Source organism: Pseudarthrobacter defluvii, from assembly GCF_030816725.1.
In the GTDB taxonomy this organism is placed as follows: Bacteria; Actinomycetota; Actinomycetes; order Actinomycetales; family Micrococcaceae; genus Arthrobacter; species Arthrobacter defluvii_A.
The window spans coordinates 1229291-1253113 of record NZ_JAUSYG010000001.1; the positions used below are offsets into that span (position 1 = coordinate 1229291).

Annotated in this window: 23 protein-coding genes and 3 pseudogenes; 17 read left to right on the plus strand and 9 right to left on the minus strand. The window is 65.9% G+C overall.

What is annotated here, in order from left to right; all coding sequences use genetic code 11:
* Positions 1–156: 156 nt before the first annotated feature.
* The gene (locus tag QF031_RS05775; protein WP_307425274.1) at positions 157–1431 is read left to right on the plus strand and encodes an MFS transporter; all 1275 of its coding nucleotides are present in this window, start codon (positions 157–159) and stop codon (positions 1429–1431) included.
* Here QF031_RS05775 and QF031_RS05780 read toward each other — a convergent pair.
* Both QF031_RS05780 and QF031_RS05785 read right to left on the minus strand, forming a co-directional pair.
* Entirely contained in the window at positions 1428–1931 is a 504-nt protein-coding gene (locus QF031_RS05780; RefSeq protein WP_307425276.1) for an Lrp/AsnC family transcriptional regulator, read from the minus strand. The two genes, QF031_RS05775 and QF031_RS05780, sit on opposite strands and share 4 nt — an antisense overlap.
* 140 nt (positions 1932–2071) lie before the next feature.
* Entirely contained in the window at positions 2072–3310 is a 1239-nt protein-coding gene (locus QF031_RS05785; protein WP_307425280.1) for an MFS transporter, read from the minus strand.
* A gap of 100 nt (positions 3311–3410) precedes the next feature.
* Here QF031_RS05785 and QF031_RS05790 point away from each other — a divergent pair, with 100 nt between their 5' ends.
* The gene (locus tag QF031_RS05790) at positions 3411–4403 is read left to right on the plus strand and encodes a LysR family transcriptional regulator (protein ID WP_307433161.1); all 993 of its coding nucleotides are present in this window, start codon (positions 3411–3413) and stop codon (positions 4401–4403) included.
* Positions 4404–4501: 98 nt separating this feature from the next.
* Complete coding sequence (locus tag QF031_RS05795) at positions 4502–5452, plus strand: N-acetylglucosamine kinase (protein WP_370874491.1); 951 nt, start codon at positions 4502–4504, stop codon at positions 5450–5452.
* A 16-nt stretch (positions 5453–5468) separates the two neighbouring features.
* On the opposite strand, the gene QF031_RS05800 is transcribed toward QF031_RS05795, so the two are convergent.
* Positions 5469–6488 carry a pirin family protein gene (locus QF031_RS05800; RefSeq protein ID WP_307425282.1) on the minus strand — a complete coding sequence of 340 codons (1020 nt, stop codon included), beginning with the start codon at positions 6486–6488 and terminating at the stop codon, positions 5469–5471.
* A gap of 236 nt (positions 6489–6724) precedes the next feature.
* Here QF031_RS05800 and QF031_RS05805 point away from each other — a divergent pair.
* The 6 genes and pseudogenes from QF031_RS05805 to QF031_RS05830 all read left to right on the plus strand — a co-directional run bounded on the left by QF031_RS05805 (position 6725) and on the right by QF031_RS05830 (position 12515).
* Positions 6725–7826, plus strand: a pseudogene (locus QF031_RS05805) (ABC transporter ATP-binding protein).
* Positions 7826–8545 (plus strand): ABC transporter permease, encoded by a 720-nt coding sequence (locus QF031_RS05810; RefSeq protein ID WP_307425285.1) that lies wholly within the window; start codon positions 7826–7828, stop codon positions 8543–8545. Before QF031_RS05805 ends, QF031_RS05810 begins: the two are co-directional and overlap by 1 nt.
* A complete protein-coding gene (locus QF031_RS05815) occupies positions 8542–9288 on the plus strand; it encodes an ABC transporter permease (RefSeq protein WP_307425288.1) in 747 nt (248 codons plus the stop codon). Before QF031_RS05810 ends, QF031_RS05815 begins: the two co-directional genes overlap by 4 nt.
* Positions 9285–10247: an ABC transporter substrate-binding protein gene (locus QF031_RS05820; protein ID WP_307425293.1), complete on the plus strand. Its 963-nt coding sequence runs from the start codon at positions 9285–9287 to the stop codon at positions 10245–10247. Before QF031_RS05815 ends, QF031_RS05820 begins: the two co-directional genes overlap by 4 nt.
* A gap of 140 nt (positions 10248–10387) precedes the next feature.
* Positions 10388–11608, plus strand: coding sequence for a pyridoxal phosphate-dependent aminotransferase (locus tag QF031_RS05825; RefSeq protein ID WP_307425295.1), 1221 nt, complete (start codon positions 10388–10390; stop codon positions 11606–11608).
* A gap of 52 nt (positions 11609–11660) precedes the next feature.
* Positions 11661–12515, plus strand: a complete 855-nt coding sequence (locus tag QF031_RS05830; RefSeq protein WP_307425297.1) for a polyphosphate kinase 2 family protein — start codon at positions 11661–11663, stop codon at positions 12513–12515.
* 63 nt (positions 12516–12578) lie between these two features.
* On the opposite strand, the pseudogene QF031_RS05835 reads toward QF031_RS05830, so the two are convergent.
* A pseudogene (locus QF031_RS05835) lies at positions 12579–12798 on the minus strand (exodeoxyribonuclease VII small subunit).
* Positions 12795–14147, minus strand: a complete 1353-nt coding sequence (gene xseA / locus QF031_RS05840; protein ID WP_307425300.1) for an exodeoxyribonuclease VII large subunit — start codon at positions 14145–14147, stop codon at positions 12795–12797. Before xseA ends, QF031_RS05835 begins: the two are co-directional and overlap by 4 nt.
* Positions 14148–14308: 161 nt before the next feature.
* Between xseA and QF031_RS05845 the strand changes: the two genes are divergently transcribed.
* Complete coding sequence (locus QF031_RS05845; RefSeq protein WP_307425302.1) at positions 14309–15160, plus strand: hypothetical protein; 852 nt, start codon at positions 14309–14311, stop codon at positions 15158–15160.
* A gap of 9 nt (positions 15161–15169) precedes the next feature.
* Positions 15170–16249: a 4-hydroxy-3-methylbut-2-enyl diphosphate reductase gene (locus QF031_RS05850; RefSeq protein WP_307425305.1), complete on the plus strand. Its 1080-nt coding sequence runs from the start codon at positions 15170–15172 to the stop codon at positions 16247–16249.
* A gap of 87 nt (positions 16250–16336) precedes the next feature.
* On the opposite strand, the gene QF031_RS05855 is transcribed toward QF031_RS05850, so the two are convergent.
* Complete coding sequence (locus tag QF031_RS05855; RefSeq protein WP_307425308.1) at positions 16337–17566, minus strand: DNA recombination protein RmuC; 1230 nt, start codon at positions 17564–17566, stop codon at positions 16337–16339.
* Between the two features lie 90 nt (positions 17567–17656).
* Here QF031_RS05855 and ychF point away from each other — a divergent pair, with 90 nt between their 5' ends.
* The 4 genes from ychF to QF031_RS05875 all read left to right on the plus strand — a co-directional run bounded on the left by ychF (position 17657) and on the right by QF031_RS05875 (position 21015).
* Positions 17657–18742, plus strand: coding sequence for a redox-regulated ATPase YchF (gene ychF, locus QF031_RS05860; RefSeq protein ID WP_307425311.1), 1086 nt, complete (start codon positions 17657–17659; stop codon positions 18740–18742).
* Positions 18743–18877: 135 nt separating this feature from the next.
* Positions 18878–19324, plus strand: a complete 447-nt coding sequence (locus QF031_RS05865) for a hypothetical protein (protein ID WP_285245506.1) — start codon at positions 18878–18880, stop codon at positions 19322–19324.
* Positions 19288–20328 carry an IS3 family transposase gene (locus QF031_RS05870; protein ID WP_307425315.1) on the plus strand — a complete coding sequence of 347 codons (1041 nt, stop codon included), beginning with the start codon at positions 19288–19290 and terminating at the stop codon, positions 20326–20328. The genes QF031_RS05865 and QF031_RS05870 overlap by 37 nt, the downstream gene beginning before the upstream one ends.
* A gap of 174 nt (positions 20329–20502) precedes the next feature.
* Complete coding sequence (locus QF031_RS05875) at positions 20503–21015, plus strand: DUF3592 domain-containing protein (RefSeq protein ID WP_307425318.1); 513 nt, start codon at positions 20503–20505, stop codon at positions 21013–21015.
* Positions 21016–21067: 52 nt separating this feature from the next.
* Here the strand turns inward: QF031_RS05875 and QF031_RS05880 are convergent, their stop codons facing one another.
* Positions 21068–21574: a DUF3995 domain-containing protein gene (locus QF031_RS05880; RefSeq protein WP_307425320.1), complete on the minus strand. Its 507-nt coding sequence runs from the start codon at positions 21572–21574 to the stop codon at positions 21068–21070.
* A 10-nt stretch (positions 21575–21584) separates the two neighbouring features.
* A pseudogene (locus QF031_RS05885) lies at positions 21585–22084 on the minus strand (DUF4188 domain-containing protein).
* A 55-nt stretch (positions 22085–22139) separates the two neighbouring features.
* Here QF031_RS05885 and QF031_RS05890 point away from each other — a divergent pair.
* Together QF031_RS05890 and QF031_RS05895 are read left to right on the plus strand one after the other, a co-directional pair.
* Complete coding sequence (locus QF031_RS05890) at positions 22140–22709, plus strand: TetR/AcrR family transcriptional regulator (RefSeq protein WP_307425323.1); 570 nt, start codon at positions 22140–22142, stop codon at positions 22707–22709.
* A gap of 138 nt (positions 22710–22847) precedes the next feature.
* Positions 22848–23291, plus strand: a complete 444-nt coding sequence (locus QF031_RS05895) for a hypothetical protein (protein ID WP_307425326.1) — start codon at positions 22848–22850, stop codon at positions 23289–23291.
* A gap of 60 nt (positions 23292–23351) precedes the next feature.
* Here the strand turns inward: QF031_RS05895 and QF031_RS05900 are convergent, their stop codons facing one another.
* Complete coding sequence (locus QF031_RS05900) at positions 23352–23777, minus strand: DUF3788 family protein (protein ID WP_307425329.1); 426 nt, start codon at positions 23775–23777, stop codon at positions 23352–23354.
* Positions 23778–23823: the final 46 nt, after the last annotated feature.

A 23823-nucleotide genomic window follows, 5' to 3' on the forward strand; every position in this document is an offset into this window, starting at 1 on the left:
CATCACATCAATATCCAAAGATTGATGATTCCGCTCAATTATCCATGTGGAAACGGACGTACAGAGCAAGGGTGCTGCATTCTTGGATCACTACAGTTGTATCCGCGCCGGGCTCCCACAAGGACCACCTGCCGCGGCGATCCCTAAGGCGGCACATTGACGGTCTTCAGCGAACTGCGCATGCGTCCGGCAGCGGCAGCGCCCAGCGGGTGGAACGCCTCCACCACCGCGCGGCTGGTTCTTTCCAGCGCAGCCATCTTCCTGCTCCTGGTGGGCGCCAACCTCGCCACGCCGCTGTACCCGCTGCTGCAGGCCAATCTTGGACTCACCAGCCTCGAAGTGACCGCAGCCTTCGCCAGCTACGTCCTGGCGCTGGTGGGAACACTGCTCCTGGCCGGGCACTGGTCGGACCACATCGGTCGCCGGGCGGCCCTGCTGGTCGCCGTGCTGGCGGGACTGGCGGGCGGCTGGATCTTTGCGGAAGCGGCCACGCTGGCCGCACTGTGTGCCGGGCGGGCACTGCAGGGAATGGCTGTCGCGCTTGCCACCGGAGCCAGTGCCGCTGCCCTCCGGGAACTGCTCCCGTCCCGCCCGGATTGGGCATCGCGCTTCACGCTGCTGGCCTCGTCCGGGGGAGTTGCCGCCGGCCCTGTCATTGGCGGGCTGCTGTCGCTGCTTCCCGGCCCGACAACCGCCCCTTACGTTGTCCACTCGCTGCTGCTCGCCGGGCTCCTGGTCCCGCTGTACCTGGTCCGCGCACGCCCGGCCATTGTGGCACCGGCGGTGTCCCGTCCACTGCACGCCCTCGCGCCGCGCCGGCCGTCCGTGTCACGGCAGGCGAGGGGCGCTTTCTGGCTGGCGTCCGGCGTCGGCTTCCTGAGCTTTGCCGTGTTCGGCTTCTCCCTGTCCCTCGCTCCGGGCTACTTCGCGCAGGTCCTGGGCACGGATTCCCGGCCGCTGATCGGGGTGCTGGCGGGCTTGCCGTTGGGGGCATCTGCCCTGAGCCAGCTGGTGACTGTGCGCGGGCGCCTGACCCTCCCTGCGGGCCTGGCAGTCCTTGGCGTCTCCGTAATGTTGTTGGGTGCCGCCGGCGCCTGGCACAGCCCCCTGTTGCTGGTGGCGGCCGCCGTGGCAGCCGGGCTGGGGCAGGGCCTGGCGTTCCGGATTGTCTTCAACGACGTTGCGGACAGGGTGGAGCCCACCCGCCACGCCCAGATCATCAGCACCGTCTACGTCATCACCTACCTGGGGAGCGCAGTGCCGGTCCTGGGCCTTGGCTGGGCCAGCGCCGCGTTCGGGACGACCCCGGCCGTCCAGGGCTTCGTCCTGCTGTGCGGCGCGGCCGCCCTTGGCCTGTCAGCCTGGACGCTCGCCGCCTTGGTCAAAGGGCAGTCAAAGCGGCAATCCGCGTCCATGGCCAGGCGAGGCTAGTCCGGAAGAGGCCCGTGGTTGCCCTGGATGTGTTCGAACACGAGGGTGGTCTCGGTATGCCCCACCACGGGATCGGTCGCCAGGTTGTCCAGGACCCAGTCCCGCAGGTCTTCGGTGCTTCCGACGGCGATGTGCAGCAGGTAGTCCACTGAACCTGAGGTGTGAAAGGTGGAGAGCACGGCCGGCAGGTGCGGGACGCGTGCGGTAAAGCGGTCGATCTGGTCCCGGTCGTGGGCGCGAAGCCGTACGGCCACCAGCGCCTGAACGGACCGGCCGATCGCGGACAGGTTCAGCTTCGCCTCGTAGCCCTGGACAATGCCCCGCTCCGAGAGCGCACGGGTGCGCATCAGGGCCGTCGACGGTGCGATCCCCACCATCTCGGCGAGCTGCTTGTTGGAAATCCTCGCGTCTGACACGAGGGCGTCCAGCAGCCTTTCGTCGATGGCGTCCAGGGGCTCGGCATGCGCCCCGGGCCTGGTGTTCCTGGGATTCGTACTCACGGCGGTTCCTTCCACGCGGTCTTCCGTTCATCCTAGACCGCGCAACCGCAGCCAACCGCGCAACAGGAGCGGGTCCTACCGAACATCCACAGCACCCACGGGGCAGCCAAGGGCACTTAATTCAACGACGGCTCGCAGCGTCAGGCAGGGAGCGATTCGGCCCGGGAATGGACGACGGCGACGGTTGCGGCGGTGAGGCATGCCAAGGCCATGACGGCTCCCGCCAGCGCGTCCCAGCCCCAGGTCTGGAAGACCAGGCCTCCGGCCCAACCCAGGAGGCTGGAGCCCAGGTAGTAGGCCAGGTTGTACAGCGAGGCGGCCTGGGCCCGGCCGGTACTGGCGATGGCGCCGGTCCACCCTGAGCCGATGCTGTGGGCCGCGAAAAAGCCGCCGGTGAACACCACCAGCCCGGACAGGATGAGCACCAGGGACGGAGTGAGGGTCAGGGCGAGGCCTGCCATGGTCAGGGCAAGTCCTGCGAGCAGGACGTTCCGGCGCCCGTACCTCGTGGTGAGGGCCGCGGCCCAGCGGGAGGAGACCGTGCCGGACAGGTAGGCAAGGAAGATCAGGCTGATCACGGTGGCGGGGAGCCCGTATGGAGCGCTGGACAGCCGGAAGCCAAGGTAGTTGTAGACGGCCACGAACCCGCCCATCATCAGGAATGCCTGGGCGTAAATGGCCAGCAACCGGACGTTCCGCAGATGGGCACCGAGCGTTTGCAGGGCGCTGCGGAGGCCGGCGGACCGGGCGGGGACGAAGCCCCGGGCCCGGGGCACCAGGACAAGGAATGCGACGGCGGCCACGGTCGCCAGCAGCGACACGGCCAGGGCTGCCGACCGCCAGCCCCAAAGCTCGCCCACCGGCCCCGCCACGAGCCGTCCGGACAGGCCGCCAAGCGTGGTTCCGGCAACGTAGCTTCCGGCTGCCAGTGCGGCGTGGGCCTTGCTGACCTCCTCGTTGAGGTAGGCAATGGCGATGGCGGGGATGCCGCCCAGGGCCATCCCTTCCAGCAGCCGCAGCACGAGCAGCATGGTGAAATTGGCGGACATCGGCACCAGCAGGCCCAGGACGGTGGCGGCGGTGATGCCCCACATCATGGCCTTCACGCGACCGATGCGGTCCGCCAGGAACGACCAGGGGATCACCGTGGCGGCCAGGCCCACGGTGGCCAGGGAGATGGTGAGGGCGGCCTCGGCGGCTGTGACGCCAATGTCAGCGGCCAGGAGGGGCAGGACCGCCTGGGTGGAGTAGAGCTGCGCGAAGGTGGCCACGCCGGCGCAGGACAGGCCGGCAAGGATCCGGCCATAGTCCCGCGAACCCTTGACATGGCCGTTCCAAAGGGAAGAAGGGCCAGCGCCGGCTGCTGCATTCTGTGGCATCCAGCCAGCGTAGTCCCGGGCAACAGATGCCTCCAATGCATTGTTCATGCCAGACTGATAGCGAAACCGGATGATTGCCGACCTAAGGGGAGCTTTGCTGTTGGAACCTGACCGGAAACAGCTGGCGCAGCTGCTGCCGCTCCTGCCGGTACTGGCCGAGTTGGGCCGCACGGAACATGTCACGGAGACGGCCGAACTGCTCGGAGTACCCCAGTCAACGGTGAGCAGGGCACTTGCCCGCGCCAGCGCCGCCGTCGGCACCGAACTCCTGGTACGGGACGGCCGGGGGGTCCGCCTGACCCCTGCGGCCCGCACACTCCTGCCTTACATCGAGCAGGCGCTCGCGGAGTTCCAGGCCGGACTGGACCTGGTGCGGAACGAGTCCGAGGTGGTCAGGGGCACCGTGTCCGTGTCTTTCCAGCACACCTTCGGCGAGGCCACCCTGCCGCTGCTGATCAGCGCGTTCCGCGCGCGGCACCCCGGGACGGGATTCCGGTTGAGCCAGGGCGCCCGGAGCTCCTGCCTTGAGGAGCTTGCCTCCGGGGAAGCCGACCTCGCCCTCACCGCGCCCGTGGCCCCACCCGGCAAGAACCTCGATTCGGCGCCGCTGTACCGCGAGCCGCTCCGGTTGGTGGTGCATCACAGCCATCCAGTGGCGCGGCAGCGGATGGCGCGGCTTGCCGACATCCGCACAGAGCCGTTCGTCGCGCTGGGACGCGGTTACGGCCTGCGGTCGTTGACGGACGCCTTGTTCCGGGAGGCCGGCTACCGCCCGCGGATTGCGTTTGAAAGCCAGGATTCGCACACGGTCCGCGGGCTTGTCTCGGCAGGCCTCGGCGTCAGTATCCTGCCGCCCGGCGGTGACGCGCCCGGCCGCACGCTGCGCCCCGAAACGGGTGATCTCGGATGGGTGGAAGTAGCGCTCGACTCCGCGTTGGCCTTCCGTGAAGTCGGCGTGAGCTGGCGGCGCCGAAAGCCTGAAAGCGAGCCGGTGCCAGCCCGGCTCTTCCGCGACCTGGTGGTGGCGCAGGGGCCCGGCCTGTTGGCGGGCCTGGTCACCAGGGCGGGCCCGGTGGCCAGGCCGGGACGCTGAGCAGGAAAAGCGTCCGACGGCGGTGGGTCACCTAAAGGCGCCGGTGCCGGGTGTGTGGGCGGGCCGGGGAAGCCACCAGTCACAAGTACCCTTGTGACGTGACGAACATCGAGAACGCTTCCGCAGGTGCAGCGGAGCACGGGCAGGGTGCCCCAGCCAATCCACTCCAGGGCATTACGATCGGCCTGGACATCGGCGGCACCAAGACGCACGGGGTCCGCTTTGAAGACGGCCTGCCGGTCGCTGACGATTCGGCCGGGAGTTCCAATGTCCAGAACGTTACCCGTGAGCAGGCAGCACGCAATCTGGCGGACCTTTTTGCCAGGATCGGCCGGGGGCGCGTGGACCGGGTGTATGCAGGGTCAGGCGGAATCGATACCGACGAGGACGCCGCCGCCCTGGCAGCCCTGATCCAGCCGCTGGCCCCGGAAGCGCGCGTCACCGTTGTCCACGACTCCCGCCTGCTGCTGGCGGCGGGCCGTGCCGCCACCGGTGCGGCCATCATCGCGGGCACCGGCTCAGCCGCCTGGGGACGCAATGCCGACGGCGGCGAGGCCCGGGCGGGCGGCTGGGGTTACCTGCTCGGGGATGAAGGCAGCGGTTACTGGCTGGGCAGGGAAGCGGTGCGGCACAGCCTCCGCAGGATGAACCAAGGCCTGCCCATTGACCAGCTGACCGCGGCACTGTTGGTGTCCTGCGGCCTGGACCACCCCAACAAGCTGATTGCGCTGTTCCACTCCCCGGACACCGGGCGGCGCTTCTGGGCCCAGCAGGCAAGGCATGTTGTGGAAGCGGCAGCAGCCGGGCACCAGGACAGCGCAGCCCTGCTGGACCAGGCCGGACAGGACCTTGCCGCCTTGGCGGGACAGGTGCTGGGCCAGCTGAGGATTGAAGGCCCGGTGATTCTGGGCGGCGGGCTGGGCATGAACGTGGTTCCCCTGCAGGAGTCGTTCCGGCGAAACCTTGCCGCCGCCGGGATCATGGATGTGCGCGTCCTGGACCAGGAACCTGTGTTCGGTGTCCTGCAGCTCGTCGCAGAACCCGCCTGACCTTCCGGCCGGATTCCTAGCCGACAGACCGCTTGCGGGGCGTCAGCCTGACAGCGGGAAGCGGGGGAGCCGGAATGCGGCCTGCTTCTGCCCCGGCGTCCGGGCCGTGACCGGGAACCAGGCCGTAACGTGCCGCAGCCGTAGCCGCGTCCGGCAGCCCGGCCTGCGCCTCCCAGTCGTTCCGCGCCTGTTCCACTTCGTCATGGGTGCGGCCCACAAAGTTCCACCACATCAGCAGTTCCTCACCGAACGGCTCGCCGCCGATCAGCAGGAACCGCGTGCCCGGGCGCGCCTGCATCCGGAGTTCGCTGCGGCCGGTGCCCAGGTAGCCCAGCGGACCCGCAGGCAAGTCCTGCCCGTCCACCGCCAGGCCGCCGTCGAGCACCAGGACGCCGTGCTCAAAGGCGGGGTTCAGCGGGAGGACTGCGGCGCCTTCGCAGGAAACGTCAGCCCCGACTATCGGCGAGTACATGGTTGCCGGCGATGTTATTCCCGCAAGTTCACCCACCATGACGGTGGCGGTGAAGCCCGGGCCGGCAGCGCGCGGGAGCTCGCGGTGCTGTTCAAACGCCGGTTCCCGGTGCCGGTCGCCGTCGGGAAGGGCAACCCACAGCTGCAGGCCCCGCTGCAGCGGCAACTCCTGGCCGCCGCCGGCAGGAAGCACCGCGAACTCCGAGTGTGAGACCCCATGCCCTGCAGTCATGATGTTCAGCTCCCCGGGGCGCACCACCACGTCGCTGCCCACGCTGTCGCGGTGGCGGATGTGCCCAGCCAGCGGCCAGGTCACCGTCTGCAGCCCGATGTGGGGATGCGGAAGGACGGACATCGCGGTCCGGTCCGGGCCAAAGCTGTCCAGGAAGCACCAGGCGCCGATCGTGGGAAGTCCGCGCTGCGGCAGCGTCCGCTTGACGTTCATCGCGCGGACGCCGCCCAAAGGCACCTCGCGCTCAGGCCACAGCTGCAGGCACGGGCCTGCGGTCCCTTCGGCGGCAGGGGGACACAGCTCTTCCTGGGGTGAAACTTCCAAGTTGGTCACGCCTTTACTTTAGGCGCGCCGGCACCGCCGGGACAGAAGCGGCCGGGCGTCCCAGTTGCCATACCCATCCGCGCGGGCCGGGGTACCGAATGGTTACAGTAGGGATTCCTTTGCGGTGATTAGGGCTTCAGCTGCTGAAGGCCGCCGCCGTTTGGGTTACCGTAACTAACAGCGTGCTGATGGCAATGTCGCGGTGCTGGGAGCAGCCCGTCCAAGAGAACAGGTAAGTCCGCACCATGGACCAGGCGATGATCGAGTTCCAGAGCGTTACCAAGCAGTACCCGGGCGGCCAGCCGGCCGTGGATGGATTGTCCATGTCCATCGCCAAAGGTTCTGTCACCGTCTTCGTGGGACCGTCCGGCTGCGGTAAGACAACATCGCTGCGGATGATCAACCGGATGGTGGAACCCACCTCCGGAACCATCACGGTGGACGGCCGCGACGTCACCTCGGTACCGGCGGCGGAACTGCGCCGGTCCATGGGATACGTCATGCAGTCCGCCGGGTTGCTGCCGCACCGCTCGGTCCTGGACAACATCGCCACTGTTCCCCGGCTGAACGGGGTTTCCAAAGCGGACGCCCGGAAGCGGGCCGAGGAGCTCCTGGATGTGGTTGGTTTGGCGCACTCCCTGGGCAGGCGCTACCCGTCCCAGCTGTCCGGCGGCCAGCAGCAGCGTGTGGGCGTGGCACGGGCTCTGGCGGCAGATCCGCCCATCCTCCTCATGGATGAGCCGTTCAGCGCGGTGGATCCTGTGGTCCGGGACGAACTCCAGCAGGAACTGCTGCGCCTGCAGAGGGACCTGGCCAAGACCATCGTGTTTGTCACCCACGACATCGATGAAGCCACCATCCTGGGCGACAAGGTTGCTGTCTTTGCCACTGGCGGCAAGCTCGCCCAATACGCCACGCCCGAGGAAATCCTGAGGGCGCCGGCCAACAACTTCGTAGCCTCCTTTGTAGGCCGGGACCGCGGCTTCCGCCACCTCGGTTTCAGTTCATCCGAGGGCGTGTCGATCCACCCCGTGCCCACCATCATCCGTGCCTCCGGCGGATATGAGTCGGATTCCCGCGCTGCCGGTGGCTGGCAGTTGGTGGTGGACGCGGACAAGCGCCCGCTGGGCTGGTCGGCCCCGGGCACCGAGACTGAACTTGTTCCCGGGGGTTCGCTGTTCCGTCCTGGCGAGAGCCTGCGGCGCGCCCTGGATGCTGCCTTGTCCTCGCCGTCGGGCCCTGGGTGTCGCCGTCGACTCCGACGGCAGGGTCCTGGGCGTGGTCCGCGGCGGTGAAGTCCTGGCGCTGATCGAAGAAGCACGCCAAGTGCGGCAGGCTGCCCTCTGATGGAATGGTTCCTTGCCAATACCGGCATGATCCTGGAGCGCGGCGGCCAGCATCTGGTGCTGGCGCTCGTCCCCATGGTCCTGGGCCTGTTGATTTCCATTCCACTGGCGCAGCTGGCGCGGCGAAACAGCGCATTGCGTTCCGTGGTGCTGACCGCATCCTCCCTCCTGTACACCATCCCGTCACTGGCGCTGTTCATCATCCTGCCGACCGTCCTGGGCACCCGGATCCTGGACCCCCTGAACGTCGTGGTGGCACTGACCATCTACGCGGTGGCCCTGCTGGTCCGCGCCGCCCTGGACGCCTTCGATTCCGTGGACGCAGACATCAGCCGGGCCGCGCAGGCCATGGGCTTCAAACCGCTGGCCCGGTTCCTCCAGGTCGACCTGCCGCTCTCCCTGCCGGTTCTGTTCGCCGGGCTTCGGGTGGTGTCCGTCAGCAACATCTCGCTGGTGAGCGTGGCGGCCCTTTTGGGAGTCGGCAACCTGGGCATGCTCTTCACCGACGGCCTCCAACGCGACTTCGTCACGGAGGTGGTGGTGGGCATCATCGCTATCCTGGTCCTTGCGTTGGTCATGGACGCCGTCCTGGTCCTCGTGGAACGCGTCCTCACTCCATGGGAGCGGGCGGGCAGCCGGCGGGGCCGCGACGCGGACGATTCCGCAACAGCCGCTGCACAGCGGTTTGCGCGGCCCAAGACCGGTGGTGGTAACCCGTGAGCAACGTTTTCGCCGACACTTTCGCCTGGCTCGCCGACCCCCTGCACTGGTCCGGAAGCATGGGTATTCCCGCCCGCATGGGGGAGCACCTCCAGTACACCGGACTGGTCATGCTGATCGCCACCGCCATCGCCGTTCCTGTCGGGCTCTACGTCGGCCACACCGGAAAGGGCGGGGTAGCTGTCGTGGCCCTGGCCGGCGCCCTCCGGGCCCTTCCCACCCTTGGCCTGCTGATCCTGTTCGTGCTGATGGCCGGCATCGGACTGATGCCCCCGGTCTGGGCCCTGGTGATCCTCACCGTCCCGCCGCTGCTGGCCGGAACCTACGCCGGAATTTCCAGCGTGGACCGGAACGTGGTGGACGCCGCCCGTGCCATGGGCATGACCGAACTGCAGGTCCTGTTCCGCGCCGAGCTGCCCAACGCGCTCACCGTCATGTTCGGCGGGTTCCGCACAGGCGTGCTGCAGGTGATCGCCACCGTCTCCGTGGTGGCCTACATCAACCTCGGAGGCCTGGGCCGTTACCTTTTCGACGGCCTGGTCCTCAGCGACTTCCCCCAGATGCTGGGAGGATCCCTCCTCATCGCGGTGCTGGCGATCGCCGTCGACCTCGTCCTGTCCCTGTTCCAGAGGCTGTTCCTGACCCAAGGTGCCTCGAAGCTGTCCTACCGCAGCCAGGCGGCTGCGGTTGATCTCACAGACCCCGTTGTTGCGGAGACTGTTGTACAAGGAGGTAAGTCATGAAAGATAGCCGTCCCCTGCACCTGGGCCGGAGGGCCTTCGGCGGCCTGGCTGCCGGACTCGGCCTGGCAGTGGTGCTGTCCGCCTGTGGCGGTTCATCCGATCCGCTGAAGAACCCGCCGGCGTCCAGCAGCGGGGCTTCCGGCGAGGCCACGTCCCTGGTCGTGGGTTCCGCCGACTTCCCCGAAAGCCAGATCATCGCCGAGCTCTACGCCGGCGCGCTGAACGCGAACGGAATCACCGCCACCACCAAGCCGAACATCGGCTCCCGAGAGGTCTATTTCAAGGCAGTGCAGGACGGCTCGGTGGACGTGGTGCCGGATTACAGCGGCAACCTGCTGCTGTACGTGGACAAGGAAGCCAAGGAAGTCTCCGCCGGCGACATCATCAAGGCGCTGCCGGGCAAGCTGCCCGACGGGCTGGCCGTGCTGGACGCAGCAAAGGCCGAAGACAAGGACGCCATGGTGGTCACCAAGGCAACAGCGGAGAAGTACCAGCTGAAGTCCATCGAGGACCTGGCCAAGGTCTGCAGCGACATCGTGGTGGGCGCACCTGCCACGTTCGCCGAGCGCGCTTACGGCCTGCCCGGGTTGAAGAAGAACTACAACTGTGTACCCAAGAAGCTGGAGCCCTTCAGCGACGGCGGCGGGCCGGTGACGCTGAAGGCACTGCTGGAGGACAAGGTGCAGGTGGCTGACATTTACACCACCACGCCGTCCATCGCGGACAACGACCTGGTGGTGCTGGAGGATCCCAAGAACAACTTCATTGCCCAGCAGGTCCTGCCCCTGTACAACAAGGCGAAGATGACGGACAAGGCCAAGCAGGCGCTGAACTCGGTGTCCAGCACCCTCACCACCGATGACCTGATCAACCTCAACCGGGCGGTCAGCGGCAGCCAGAAGCAGGATGCCAAGACGGCAGCAATGGCGTGGCTGAAGGACAAGGGCATCGTCAAGTAGGCGTTGCGCCGGTCCGCGGGTGCGGGCAACTCAGGAAATGACGACGGCGGCTGCCGGACTTGCAGAAGTCCGGCAGCCGCCGTCGGCCGTGTGGGGGATGTCTCAACGGGGATGCATCCTTCCTATGGCATATTTGAGGAATGGCAGAATTCAGGCAGTCCACGAAGCTTCACAACGTTCTTTATGACATCCGTGGACCGATCCTGCAGGCCGCCCAGCAGATGGAGGCGGAGGGCCACCGGATCCTCAAGCTGAACATCGGAAATCCGGCCCCGTTCGGCTTCGAAGCGCCGGACGCCATCCTGGTGGACATGATCCGCCACCTACCGCACGCGCAGGGCTACAGCGATTCGCGGGGTATTTTCTCCGCGCGCACCGCCGTCTCGCAGTACTACCAGACACGCGGCATCCAGAACATCCACGTGGATGACATCTACCTCGGCAACGGTGTCAGCGAGCTCATCACCATGTCCCTGATGGCGCTGCTGGACTCGGGTGATGAGGTCCTCATTCCCACGCCGGACTACCCGCTGTGGACGGCATCCGTGGCGCTCGCGGGCGGGAAACCTGTCCACTACCTGTGCGATGAGGAATCCGGCTGGCAGCCTGACCTTGACGACATGGAAGCCAAGATCACGCCCCGCACCAAGGGGATTGTGGTGATCAACCCGAACAACCCCACGGGCGCGGTTTACCCGGAAGAGACGCTGAAGCGGATCGTTGCCCTGGCTGAGAAGCACGGCCTGGTGATTTTCGCCGACGAGATCTACGAAAAAATCCTGTATGAGGACGCCGTCCATGTAAACCTTGCCGAGCTCACAGGCGACCACGTCCTGTGTTTGACCTTCAGCGGGCTGTCCAAGGCTTACCGCGTTTGCGGCTACCGGGCGGGCTGGATGGCCATTTCCGGCCCCAAGAAGGAGGCAGCCGACTACCTCGAAGGCATTAACCTCCTTGCCAACATGCGCCTGTGCGCCAACGTGCCTGCCCAGCACGCCATCCAGACTGCACTGGGCGGCTACCAGAGCATCAACGACCTGATCCTCCCGGGCGGCCGGCTGCTGGAGCAGCGGAACAAGGCCTACGACATGCTCAACGCCATTCCCGGCGTCAGCACCCAGCAGGCCAGGGGCGCGCTTTATCTCTTCCCGCGCCTGGATCCCGAGGTCTACCACATCCGGGACGACGAAAAGTTTGTCCTTGACCTGCTGCGGGACCAAAAGATCCTGGTGTCCCACGGCCGTGCCTTCAACTGGGTGCGCCCGGACCATTTCCGCATGGTGACGCTGCCCAACGTGAAGGACATCGAGGAAGCCATTGCCCGGATGGGGGACTTCCTAAGCAGGTACCAGGGGAACTAGCCTGTGCTCACGGGCCCTCCGGTCCGTGTAATCCCTTGCCGAAAGGACTCCCATGGCCCGCGTCGTTGGCTTCGATCAGCACCCTGCCCAAACCCTCCGGGCAGGGGAGGGCTTCTCCCTTGCCGCAGTGGATCCCAACTCCACGCCCGGCTACAGCGGAAACAAGGACGACGGCAAGCTGCTCCTGGCGGAGATGGACGACGAACTGTCCGAGTTGCAGGAAAAGCTCTTTGCCGAGTCCCGCTACGGCGGAACCAAGCGGGTCCTGCTGATCCTGCAGGCCATGGACACTGCCGGCAAGGGCGGGATCGTCAGCCATGTGATGGCGTCCATGAACCCGCAGGGCGTCCAGTTCAAGGCTTTCAAGGCCCCCACCGACGAGGAAAAGTCCTATGACTTCCTGTGGCGGATCGAGAAGGAAGTGCCGGCTGCGGGGATGGTGGGTGTCTTTGACCGTTCCCACTATGAGGACGTCCTTATCCACCGGGTACACAACTGGGCCACCCCGGATGAAATCAAGCGGCGGTACGTTGCCATCAATGAATTCGAGGCCAGGTTGACGGATTCCGGGACCAAGGTGGTCAAGGTGATGCTGCACATCAGCGGGGATGAGCAGAAGGAACGCCTGCTGGCGCGCCTGGACAATCCTGCCAAACACTGGAAGTACAGCCACGGCGACCTGGACGAGCGCGCCTTCTGGAACGATTACATGGATGCGTACCAGGCGGCGATCGACGAAACGAGCACGCCGGCCGCGCCGTGGCACGTCGTCCCTGCCAACAAGAAGTGGTTTGCCCGGATCGCGGTCCAGCAGCTGCTGCTCGGCGCCCTGTCCGGGATGAACCTCAAATGGCCAAAGGCCGAATTCGATGTCGCCACGGAGCGCGAACTGGTGGCCCGTTCCTGAATCTCCGCCCCTGGCATCCGTTCCGCGGGCCCCGGTGGCGCCGGACTTTTGTGTCCGCGGTGGCTACAGTGGCTGGTCCCGGGCTGCAGCCAAGCGCTTCCGTGCCCCTTCCAGCCACTCCTCGCAGCGCGCGGCCAGCGCCTCGCCGCGTTCCCAGAGGGCCAGGGATTCCTCGAGGCTTGCGCCTCCCGCCTCCAGCCTGCCCCACCACCGCGATGAGCTGCTCCCGCGCTTCCTCATAGCTCAGGGCTGCGACGTCGGACTCTGGTTTCTGTTCGCTCATGCCTTCTCTTCCAATTCCTGGTGGTGTTCTGGGTTTCCTGGCTGGGATGCGCCGTTGGACGGCGTGGGACCGTTGGAGGTGGCGCCGAACCGTCCCTCAGCCACGCGGATGGACAGGGCGGCACCCGCAGGGGCCTCGGCCGGGCGGCGGACAACAGCGTGCCCGGCTTCGGCGATCCGCGCGGCCTGGTCTCCTGCCAGTTCGACGACGGCGTACCCCCTGTCCAGCGTCTTCTGCGGGGAGAGCGCGCGTACCTGGGCCTTCAGGTGCCCAAGCTGGTCGGCCGCGCGCACCACGGTGGAACTCACTGCGGCGGAGGAGCGGCGCAGGAGCCGCTCAATTTCCTCGGCGCGGACCGAGACCATGCCCTCAGGCGCGGCCATGACCGGCCGGGAATGCAGGGCCGCCAGCCGGTCCGATTCCCGGTCCACCAGGCGCTCCATGCAGCGCCTCAACTGTTCGCGCGCCTGGCGCACTCCGGCAAGCTCTTCGGAGACTTCCGGGACGATCCGCTTGGCGGCATCGGTGGGGGTGGACGCCCGAAGGTCCGCGACGTAGTCCAGCAGCGGGCGGTCCGCCTCGTGGCCGATGGCGCTCACCACTGGCGTGGCGGCTGCGGCTACCGCGCGGATCAGGTCTTCGCTGTTGAACGGCAAAAGGTCTTCCAGCGCGCCACCGCCGCGGGCGATGACGATGACGTCCACTTCGGGCTTTGCGTCCAGTTCCCGCAGGGCGCGGACCACCTGGGCCACGGCCGTGTTTCCCTGGACGGCCACTTCGCGGATCTCGAACTCCACCGCTGGCCACCGCAGGGCTGCATTGCGCAGGATGTCCTTTTTCGCGTCCGAGTCACGGCCCGTGATGAGCCCAATCCGGTGCGGCAGCAGGGGCAGGGGCTTCTTCCGGGAGTCCGCGAACAGGCCTTCGGCGGCCAGTGCCTGGCGCAGCCGCTCAATCCTGGCCAGCAAGTCCCCGAGCCCGACCGGACGGATGTCCCGCACGAGCATGTTGAGCCTGCCCGTTTTCAGCCAGAATTCCGGCTTGAGCAGTGCGACCACCCGCGACCCTCGCTCCAGCGGCAGGTTCTGGCGTTCCAGCACCTTGGTCCACACGGACGCAGGAAGGGATACCTCTGCGTCCACGTCACGAAGGGTCAAATAGGCATTGGTGCCGCGCCGGTTCAGCTCGATGACCTGGCCTTCCACCCACGCGGAGGGAGTCCTGTCGATGTGGGCCTTCAGCTTCTGCGACAACAGCTGCAGGGGCCACGGATTATCCGGGCTGGTTTCCGCTGCTGTGGCAGGCAGCGTGGTGGGCGCGGTACCCGGAAGGGATGCCTGGTCAGACATGCGGACGCCAAGGGGAAGCTGGTGCTGCGGGCATGCGGTCCTTCGTCTCTTGTGGGCGGTCAATCAACCTTATCCATAAGGTGTAGCACCGGGGACTGACAGGGACAGTCCAGCCGTCCTGCCTAGGATGGGTTAAGGCCCCCAACCCCGAAGGACCTGTTGTGCGCACTTTTGTCTCTGCCATTGCCACCGTGCTGGGCATCCTCCTGGCCGCAGTCGCGGTCCCCGCCATTTGGGTGGACCGGAACATCGTCCAGGAAGACGGGTTTGTCCGCCTTGCGGCTCCGCTCGGCAAGGACTCGGAATTCCAGCGGAAGCTCGCGGCGGCGGCCGTGGGCACGATCGACACCGGATCGGTTCCGGGCTTCCTTTCGGGACTGGTTGAACCGATGCTTGAGAAGGCGGCGGAGTCCCTGACCGGTCTTCCCGGCTACCCGGCGGCCTGGGAGGAAACGCTTCGCAGAAGCCATCGCCTGAGTTTCGCCGACCCTTCGGCGGCCCCCCAGGGCGCGGCGCCGACGTCATCGTTGACACTGGATGTGGCCCCATTGGTTGCCCTCGGCTCCGAGGAAATCTCCCGGACCACGCGGCTTCCCCTCGACCCGCCGGAGCAAACACTGATCAATGTCGGCCAACCCGCGCAGAGGGAGTGGACAGAACGCCTGGCCACCTACGCGCCCATGGGTTACCTCCTGGCCATCGGTTCGGCCGTAGCGTTCCTGCTGGCTCTCGTCGCTGCACGGCGCCGGTGGACCGTGCTGCTGGCAGCCGGCCTTGGGGGATTGGGCCTCGCCGCCCTCTGGGGGGCTGGATTGCAGCTGGGCTCGGCCCGTGCCCAGGCGACGGACACTGGAAACGCGGTGGCCAACATGTTCCGGGACGAGTTCCTGGCCGCCGCAGGCGCGGACTTCCAGGGGTGGATCACCACGGGCGCCGTTGCGGGCGGTGTCCTGGCGGCAGCGGGCATTGTGACGTTGTTCGCATCCCGGAAACGTGTGCGGACCAGCCGGTAGCATGGAGGGATGACCACCACGGCCGTACCCCTTTCGATGCCAACCATTCCACGCAGGCGCCGTTCGCCTGAGGACGTAGCCGCCGCAGCCCCCGTCAACGGCACCAAGAAGGTGCTCCTGGCTGCTCCCCGCGGTTATTGCGCAGGCGTTGACCGGGCCGTCATTGCGGTCGAAAAGGCGCTGGAACACTACGGTCCGCCCGTGTACGTCCGCAAACAGATCGTCCACAACGTCCACGTCGTCAGCTCGCTGGAGGAAAAGGGTGCCATCTTTGTTGACGAGACGGACGAAGTTCCCGAAGGCGCCCTGGTGATCTTTTCTGCCCACGGCGTTTCCCCAGCCGTGGTCCAGTCGGCCGAAAGCCGCGGCCTGCGCACCATCGATGCCACCTGCCCGCTGGTCACCAAAGTGCACAAAGAGGCCGTCCGCTTCGCCAAGGACGATTTCGACATCCTCCTGATCGGCCACGACGGGCACGAGGAAGTGGAAGGCACCTCCGGGGAAGCGCCGGAGCACATCCAGATCATCAACGGACCCCACGAAGTGGACAAGGTAACCGTCCGCGACCCCGACAAGGTCATCTGGCTTTCCCAGACGACGCTGAGTGTTGACGAGACCATGGAGACTGTCCGGCTCCTCAAGGACCGGTTCCCCACCCTTCAGGATCCGCCCAGCGACGACATCTGCTACGCCACCACCAACCGCCAGGTAGCCATCAAGAAGATCGCGCCCAAGGCGGACCTGGTGATTGTGGTCGGCTCGGCCAACTCCTCCAATTCGGTCCGGCTGGTGGAGGTGGCCCTCGAATACGGCGCCAAGGCCTCCTACCGGGTGGACTTCGCCAATGAGGTCGACGAAGCGTGGTTTGAAGGCGTTGCCACCGTGGGCATTACGTCCGGGGCTTCCGTTCCTGAGGTGCTGGTACAGGACGTCCTGAGGCTCCTGGCCGACTATGGCTATGGGACCGTGGAGGAAGTGGTCACCGCCGAAGAGGACCTGCTGTTCTCGCTGCCCAAGGAACTCCGCGCAACCCTGAAACAGGCCGGTGACGTCAGCCGCGCGCTGGGCGGCCGGAGGTCCCGCAACTAAAAACGAAGCACGGCAACAATCAGCATGCCGGAAAGGAGGGGCCGGGCAGTCAGCGACTGCCCGGCCCCTCCTGCTTTCAGCAACGCTTCAGGCGGCCTCTTCGTTACCCTGCAGTTCGGGCGCCACCAGTGCACGCGGGGTTACCTCCACCACCGGAGGCGTGGCCAGGCCCGACTCCTCCAGGCTGTTCAGCTTCCGCGCCGTGGGCAGGATGCGGGCTTCCAGGGTGCCGACCATGGCGTTGTAGCGGTCCACGGAGGTCTTCAGGGAAGATCCCAGCTTGCTGACGTTCTCTCCCAGCGTGCCCATCCGGTCGTACAGCTGCCGTGCCAGCTCGAACAACTCGCGGGCGCTGTCTGTGAGGACGTCCTGGCGCCAGGTGAAGGCCACGGACTTCAGGACGGCCAGCAGGGTGCTGGGGGACGCGAGGACAACGTTTCGGGACAAGGCGTGGTCCAGGAGCCCGGCGTCAGCCGTCAGGGCCGCCGCCAGGATGGACTCGGCGGGGATGAAGCAAACCACGAGTTCCGGGGAGTTCCCCGGGATGTCCCAATACTTCTTGGTGCCGAGTGCATCGACGTGTGCCCTCAGGGCCTTAGCGTGTGCGGCCAGCAGGGCCTGCCGGTTCCGGTTTTCGTTTGCAGACTGCGCACCAGACGGCCGGCCAGGGCTGACATCCACCGCGCCCAGTTCCTGGGCTTCGAGATAGGACGACAACGGTACCTTCGCGTCCACCACCAGTTGCTTTTCGCCGGGCAACTGCACCACCAGGTCCGGCCGCACAGCTGAGTCCTGGCCTGCGCTGTGCACCTGTTCCACGAAGTCCACGTGGCGCAGCATGCCGGCGGCCTCCACCACGCGCCGAAGCTGCACCTCGCCCCACTGGCCCCTGGCGCTGTTGGATCTAAGGGCCGATTCCAGGGCATACGTGGACCGGATGAGCTGTTCATCCGAAAGCCTGGCCTCCTGCAGTTGCTGGGCCAGTTGGCCGTACTGTTCAACCCGGTCCCGCTCCAGCAACGCCACCTGCTGCTGGACCGCGGAAAGCTTCTCGGCCACCGGAGCAAGGGCACGCAGCACACTGCCGTCCTGGTTCCTTGCCTCGCCCAGCTCACGGTTCTGGGCGGCCAAAAGCCGCCGCTCGGCGTCGGCCGCTGCCAACTGCGCCGTGACCTCCGAAAGGCGGGACGACACCTGGTCAAAGTCCGCCTCCAGTCCGTGCGAGTTCCGGCGCAGGGAAAAATAGGTGGCCGCGGCGCCGGCAAGGGCGCCAAGCAGCAGCATGAAGAGGGCCAGAATCAAGGCAAAAGCATCCATGCCTTCACTGTTGCACGGGCCTCTGACATTCATGGGCAGTGACATTCCCCGGTACTGTTCCCGGCGGCCCGGCGGGTAGAATTAATGCTCGTGGCTCTTACTATTGGCATCGTCGGACTGCCCAACGTCGGCAAATCAACCCTCTTCAACGCGCTTACCCGCAACCAGGTCCTGGCCGCGAACTATCCGTTCGCCACCATCGAACCCAATGTGGGCGTGGTGAACCTCCCCGACCCCAGGCTGCAGAAGCTCGCCGGCATCTTCGGCTCGCAGCGCGTCCTGCCCGCCGCCGTGTCCTTCGTCGACATCGCCGGCATCGTCAAGGGCGCGTCCGAGGGGGAGGGGCTGGGCAACCAGTTCCTGGCCAATATCCGCGAGGCTGAAGCCATTGCCGAGGTTGTCCGGGTCTTTGACGACCCCGACGTTGTCCACGTTGACGGCAAGGTGGACCCGCGCTCGGACATGGAAACCATCAACACCGAGCTGATCCTTGCCGATCTGCAGACCATCGAAAAAGCGATCCCGCGGATCGAAAAAGAAGTAAAGATCAAAAAGCGGGAGGCCGCCGAGCTTGCCGCAATCAGGGCCGCGCAGGCGGTGCTGGAACGCGGCGACACCATCTACTCATCCATCAAGAGCGACAAGCTGGAGATGGAACATCTCAAGGAATTGGGCCTGCTGACGGCCAAGCCCTTCATCTACGTCTTCAATGCCGACGAAGCCATCCTGGGCAGCCCGGAAAAGCAGGAGGAGCTGCGCGCCATGGTCGCGCCGGCAGACTGCATCTTCCTGGACGCCAAGCTCGAAGCGGACCTCGTGGAACTGGACGAGGAAGAAGCGCGCGAGATGCTTGAGATGAATGGCCAGGACGAATCGGGCCTGGACCAGCTGGCACGCGTTGGCTTCCACACCCTGGGGCTCCAGACCTACCTGACGGCCGGACCCAAGGAAGCACGGGCCTGGACCATCCGGCAGGGGGACACGGCACCGCAGGCCGCGGGCGTCATCCACTCTGACTTCCAGCGCGGCTTCATCAAGGCTGAAGTGGTTTCCTTCAATGACCTCGTGGACGCCGGCTCCATGGCCGAGGCCAAGTCCCGCGGCAAGGTGCGGATCGAAGGCAAGGAATACGTCATGGCCGACGGCGACGTGGTGGAGTTCCGCTTCAACGTCTAAAACCCCAGGAATTTCTTACCCCTCTTCCGGCAGAAAGCTGTTGGACGAGGGGTACGCGTTTTCCCTGTGTGTCAGGCTGTTGTGTGACAGTTTCGCTGTCGTTGCGGCCGGCGCTCAGGACGGGGAAGGTCCATCATGGATTTCGTTATGCCTGTCCGTGTCACGAATCGGAAGCACTTCACGACCGACCAGAAGCACGCGATTCTGGATGAGTACGACAAATGCTTGGAGTGGGGCTCTAAGGCCGCATTCATCCGGGCGGCCGGCGTCACCGAAGGCACCATCAACACCTGGTGCCGGCAGAGGGAAGCCGGTCAGCTGAGGTCCAGATCCGACACGGTAAAGGAGGACCAGCGATTGAACGCAGGCGATAAGCAGTTGCTCAAACGGGTCTTGAAAGAAAACGAAATCCTCAAGGCCAAACTGGCACGGTCCGAGGCTGCCGTGGACATTCTGGGAAAAGCTTCGGCGCTCTTGGACGCGATGGCCAAGAGCGCGGCGGCGACGGATCCGAAACTCGAAGAACCGGAGCCGCAGCGGCCCGAGTGGCTGACGCCAAAATCTGGAAAGACATCGCCCTGACCTTTGCCGGGAAACTGATCACGGCCGGCTGGTCAGCGGTGAAGGCCTGCGCCCTGGTGGGCATTCACCGCACGGCCTGGTACCGGCACTTGAGCCCGCCCAGGCCGCCCGGGATCCTGGTGCCCCATGTCGACCGGGCCTACCCGAACCGGATCAGCGACGCCGAAGCCGAGGCGTTCATGGAGCTGTTGAACTCCCGGGAATACGCCAACCTTTCCGTTACCCAGGCCTACTACCGGATGCTCGATGCCGGGCACTGCTTCTTCTCCATCGCCGCCGCCCATCGCATCGTGGCCCGGCACGGACAGAACGGCGACCGCCGCGAACAACGCACGGCAACCGGTCCCAAACGAGCCAAACCGGTCGTGCACGCCACCGCCCCGAACCAGCTGTGGAGCTGGGACATCACGATGCTCCACGGCCCGGGGAAACACACCTACCGGCTCTACACGATGTTGGACGTATTCTCCCGCAAGGTCGTTGGGCACCGGGTCGAACACACCGAAACCGCGTCCCTGGCCGCGGCACTGATCAACGACGCGGTCACCGTGAACCGGCAGCGCCCCGAGGTGCTTCATGCCGATAACGGGGCACCCATGAGGGCTGGCAGTACCCTTCAGCTGGCCCAGTCCCTGGGCATCACCCTGTCCTACTCCCGGCCAAGAGTCTCGGACGACAATCCCTACTCCGAATCACTGTTCAAGACCGTGAAATACGACCTGGACTTTCCGCGCCGCTTCCGCGACATCCAGCACGCCCGGGACTACATGGCGGCTTTCTTCGCCAACTACAACGCCAACCACCGCCACAGCGGTTTGAACTACTACACCCCGGACCTCGTCCACAAAGGGCGCGGGAACCAAGCACGCCTACAACGGCAAGCCACCCTCGACGCGATCTATGCACGCCATCCGCAGAGATACCGCAACAAACCTGCCGCACCAGCCGTGCCCTCTCAGGCCGGCATCAACCACAAAACCACCCCGCTGTCACAGACAGCTTGATATGTACCGTTTTAGTAAGGGTCTCGAGAGAATACGGCTTTTTAGGCGCGGGTTGCTTTCAGGAGTTCGCCGCTGCTGTCTCCAGTCGCTGTGCCTGCAGGCTTCCCTCTCCCGCCCTGGACTTTTTCACCGGGCGCCTTGACCTGAACAAGCAACTGATCAAGGATGGGCGCCGTGACCAGTCCCGGAGCCGCGATCAAAAAGCCCAAGTCCCTCCTGCGCCGCATGGTGAATGTGCTGTTTACTGCCGCTTTGATGCTGGTGGGGCCCGCACTGATGGTGACCAGCTATCAGCAGGTGGACGCCGACGAAGAGCTCGCCCGCACAGGGGCGCAAGTCTCCGGGACCATCACCTACTTTAGTGACGCCAGGAAGGCGTCGAACCGGGACATCACGGTGGAGTACGAGGCGGCCGACGGCGTGAGCCGCTACGCGAATGCCCCCGTGGATCATGAGCAGCACCCGTCCGTCGGTGAGCAGGTCACCGTCGCGTACAGCGAACAAAACCCAGAGCAGGCAGTCGTGCTCGGCTATGAAAGCAACAGCGAGTTCCTGGGCGGTGTCGGCCTGATCCTGACGACGGTCTTCACAACGCTTGGCCTCATCCTCACCATTTCACGGCTGGGGAGGAGACGACGGGACAAAGTCCGCAGCTCGGACGTGCGGAGTGGTGCGGCGGAATTTTGAGGGACGTAGGGACTCCTGTGGGACTTAATAACGGGCAGGTACGGATGCGAGGTCACGAACTACCGGCTCGCGACACCGGTGCCCGCCGTCTCTGTGAGTACCAGAGCCAGAGCACCAGGGCAGCGCCCCAGACCAGGAACAGCGGATCCCACAACCAGGCGTGCCCGATCATGGCCTCAACGTCGTAGCCGTCTGCTGGCCGGATCAGGCCAGTAAGGACAGCGCTGCTCACCACGACGTTGACACCGCCATATATGACCAGAAGTGAACCGCCAGCCCAGGCCACTGCCCGCCAAAACCTCGGCCAGGGCACCCGCCCATAGGCGACGCCGATGGGAATTCCTGCTCCCAGCAGCTTCCCTGCCGCGACCACGCCCAGAGCGAGTCCTGCTTCGAGTGGAGCCTCAACTGACAACTCGACAGCCCACTTGCCTACCGTGGGCAGGAGCCACTGCCCGCCGAGGGCCCAGTACAGGCTGAAGCCCGCGTGCACTGTACCTGCTGCGGCTGCCACCCACACGAAAGACCGGCTGCGGGCCAGATTCCTCTCGTGCATCATGCACTTCAGCCTATTGCGGTGGCCGCCCGAATGGCTTTTTCCGGGCGGCCGGACGGCGACTCCCGTCTCCCGCGTCCAGGCGCTGGCGCGCGGTGTTCAGGCCTGCCCCCACCGGGGCAGGGCCGGTAGCAGCTGCCAGCCCGAAGACGGGCATATCGCTGTACACGCTTTCCCTGCCACCCGGCGTCGTCTCGTAGGTCTCGTGCCATACCCCGACGTCGCCGGTGCCGGCCGATTCACGCATGAACCGGCGCCAGGGCTCAAGGTGCGGCGCCGACTGGTCAGCCGCGAACCGCTGCAGATGGTCCGCCCGAACCATTGCTGGTAGCCCAGCAACCCGGCCTCCGGCGTCTTGGCTAAGTGGGCAAGCATCTTGGGCATTGCCGCGCCCACCCGTGACACCTTCCCGAACTTCCACCACCGGTTCGCACGCATCCCGATCAGGAAGACAGTCACCGCGCCCGCCTCCGGATCGGCAGTGAACCTTCCTGTCTGCACTTTTTCAGTCATGTGCTTCCCCTCTCCATAACAATGTTATGGAACAGTGTTATGCAATACTGGTTCCATGGCAAGACCCGTAGTACATGATGAAACCCTGCGTCGCAGGCTGCTTGATACCGCAGCCACCCTGATCGCACGGGACGGCGCCGCTTCTGTGTCGCTGCGAAGTATTGCCGCTACTGCCGGGACGTCGACTACTGCGGTGTATTCGCTCTTCGGGGGCAAAGCGGAACTGCTGACGGCCGTGCTCGACGACGGATTCGCTTCTTTTGCCGCCGCCCAACAAGAAGCAGCCGCCGCCGGCCTCGAAGCGTTGGGTCGGGCCTACCGAACCTGGGCACTGGAGCATCCGGTCCTCTACGGCCTGATGTTTGGCGGCTCACTGGCCAGCCGGGTGCCGTGCCGGCCGACGCCGGGAGCCACTGAGCCCTCGATCGCGCCGCTGTTCGCGGCGGTTGCGGCAGCGTTACCCGGAGCAGCGGAGAAGGAGATCGCCTCGATGGTCGGCGTGGTGTGGGGGCAGGTCCACGGGCTGGTGTCGCTGGAACTGGCCGGTGCACCAGCGGCCGGCTGGACCTGGGATGCGGCCTATGATGCCGCCCTTGGGCAGATTGGCCACTCGCTGGGCCGCTGAGGGGGTTCGGTCCACCCCGGCAAGCGATCCGGTACCTCCTGCGAGTCCTTGGCCAGGGTGTTGGGGAACCTAACGTTCTTCCGAAATGGAGACTGCTCCCGAGGCGGGGGCTGCTCGACGTGCGCTAGCCTGAGCGGCATGAACCGCATGGACATGTCTGACGCTGCGACGCTCATGACCCTGCTGCGTGATGCGAAGCGCTCCTCGGCACTCCGTACGCTGCTGCCGGGGTGGGACATGCTGCAGGCCGACGTCCCTTCAAGGGAACGGGTAGAAACGGCAATAGCGATCCTGGTCGGTTCCGGTCTTGCTGAGGTCGACTCCTCCTGGGGGATGCGGCTCACGGAACAGGGTGCACAACTCAGGCGGTCCGTGAAACGCACCCAGGGGATGCGGATGATCCCGGGGGCGATCGGCGATCTGCTTGCAGGATGCCAGTTGAGCCGTGCGACGCTGAACCTGCCTCAGTCGGTCTTTGATCCGGCGCTCAACGACTATCTCGACGCGGCCAGCCGCAGGGCTGAGCGCCGATCGCGGCATCGTTGGTGGTGGCCCGGCCCATTCAGGCGCCCCGTCCGGTGAAGCCGTCACCCTCGACATCCGGTTCTGGGGCGTGCCCGCTTCCTCGAACGGCTGCCGCCGCTACCGCGCCCGGAGCCTGTAACGGATTATCTCGACGGCGGCCTCGACGTCCGCGGGGGAGTGAAGCTCGACGATGACAGGCAGCATCGCACCGGACATCTCCGCCCCGGCGATCCGGGCCCGGAGATGGTCGGGGAGACGCAGCGTGGTCAGGCCGGGCCGGTGCCGGGCGGAGAAGTAACACGTGACCGTGGCGTAGCCTTCCCAAACCGCCAGCCAAGCCATGTTCTTCCTGCCCTGGAGCGCTTTGCACAGCCATCCGCCGTCCCGATAGTGGTGCCACGACAACTCCAGGCCGAACTCTGGACCGGACAGCGTTTCCTTGAGGTTCACCCAAGCGTCGAAGGAAGCTCCAAGGTATTGGCGGATCTGCTCGTCGTCGGGTACGCGGCCGGGATCATTCAGGACAGCAACACGGGCAGGCACCGACCGATCCTAGCGGCCAGACGGGTGGGACCACAGGGCCGAACGG

Coding starts and splice junctions, on each gene's coding strand:
- QF031_RS05785 (WP_307425280.1), bottom strand. CDS start 3,310: ATGCCACAGAATGCAGCAGCCGGCGCTGGCCCTTCTTCCCTTTGGAAC.
- QF031_RS05810 (WP_307425285.1), top strand. CDS start 7,826: ATGGAATGGTTCCTTGCCAATACCGGCATGATCCTGGAGCGCGGCGGC.
- QF031_RS05820 (WP_307425293.1), top strand. CDS start 9,285: ATGAAAGATAGCCGTCCCCTGCACCTGGGCCGGAGGGCCTTCGGCGGC.
- QF031_RS05825 (WP_307425295.1), top strand. CDS start 10,388: ATGGCAGAATTCAGGCAGTCCACGAAGCTTCACAACGTTCTTTATGAC.
- QF031_RS05830 (WP_307425297.1), top strand. CDS start 11,661: ATGGCCCGCGTCGTTGGCTTCGATCAGCACCCTGCCCAAACCCTCCGG.
- xseA (WP_307425300.1), bottom strand. CDS start 14,147: ATGTCTGACCAGGCATCCCTTCCGGGTACCGCGCCCACCACGCTGCCT.
- QF031_RS05850 (WP_307425305.1), top strand. CDS start 15,170: ATGACCACCACGGCCGTACCCCTTTCGATGCCAACCATTCCACGCAGG.
- QF031_RS05855 (WP_307425308.1), bottom strand. CDS start 17,566: ATGGATGCTTTTGCCTTGATTCTGGCCCTCTTCATGCTGCTGCTTGGC.
- QF031_RS05865 (WP_285245506.1), top strand. CDS start 18,878: ATGGATTTCGTTATGCCTGTCCGTGTCACGAATCGGAAGCACTTCACG.
- QF031_RS05880 (WP_307425320.1), bottom strand. CDS start 21,574: ATGATGCACGAGAGGAATCTGGCCCGCAGCCGGTCTTTCGTGTGGGTG.
- QF031_RS05890 (WP_307425323.1), top strand. CDS start 22,140: ATGGCAAGACCCGTAGTACATGATGAAACCCTGCGTCGCAGGCTGCTT.
- QF031_RS05895 (WP_307425326.1), top strand. CDS start 22,848: ATGAACCGCATGGACATGTCTGACGCTGCGACGCTCATGACCCTGCTG.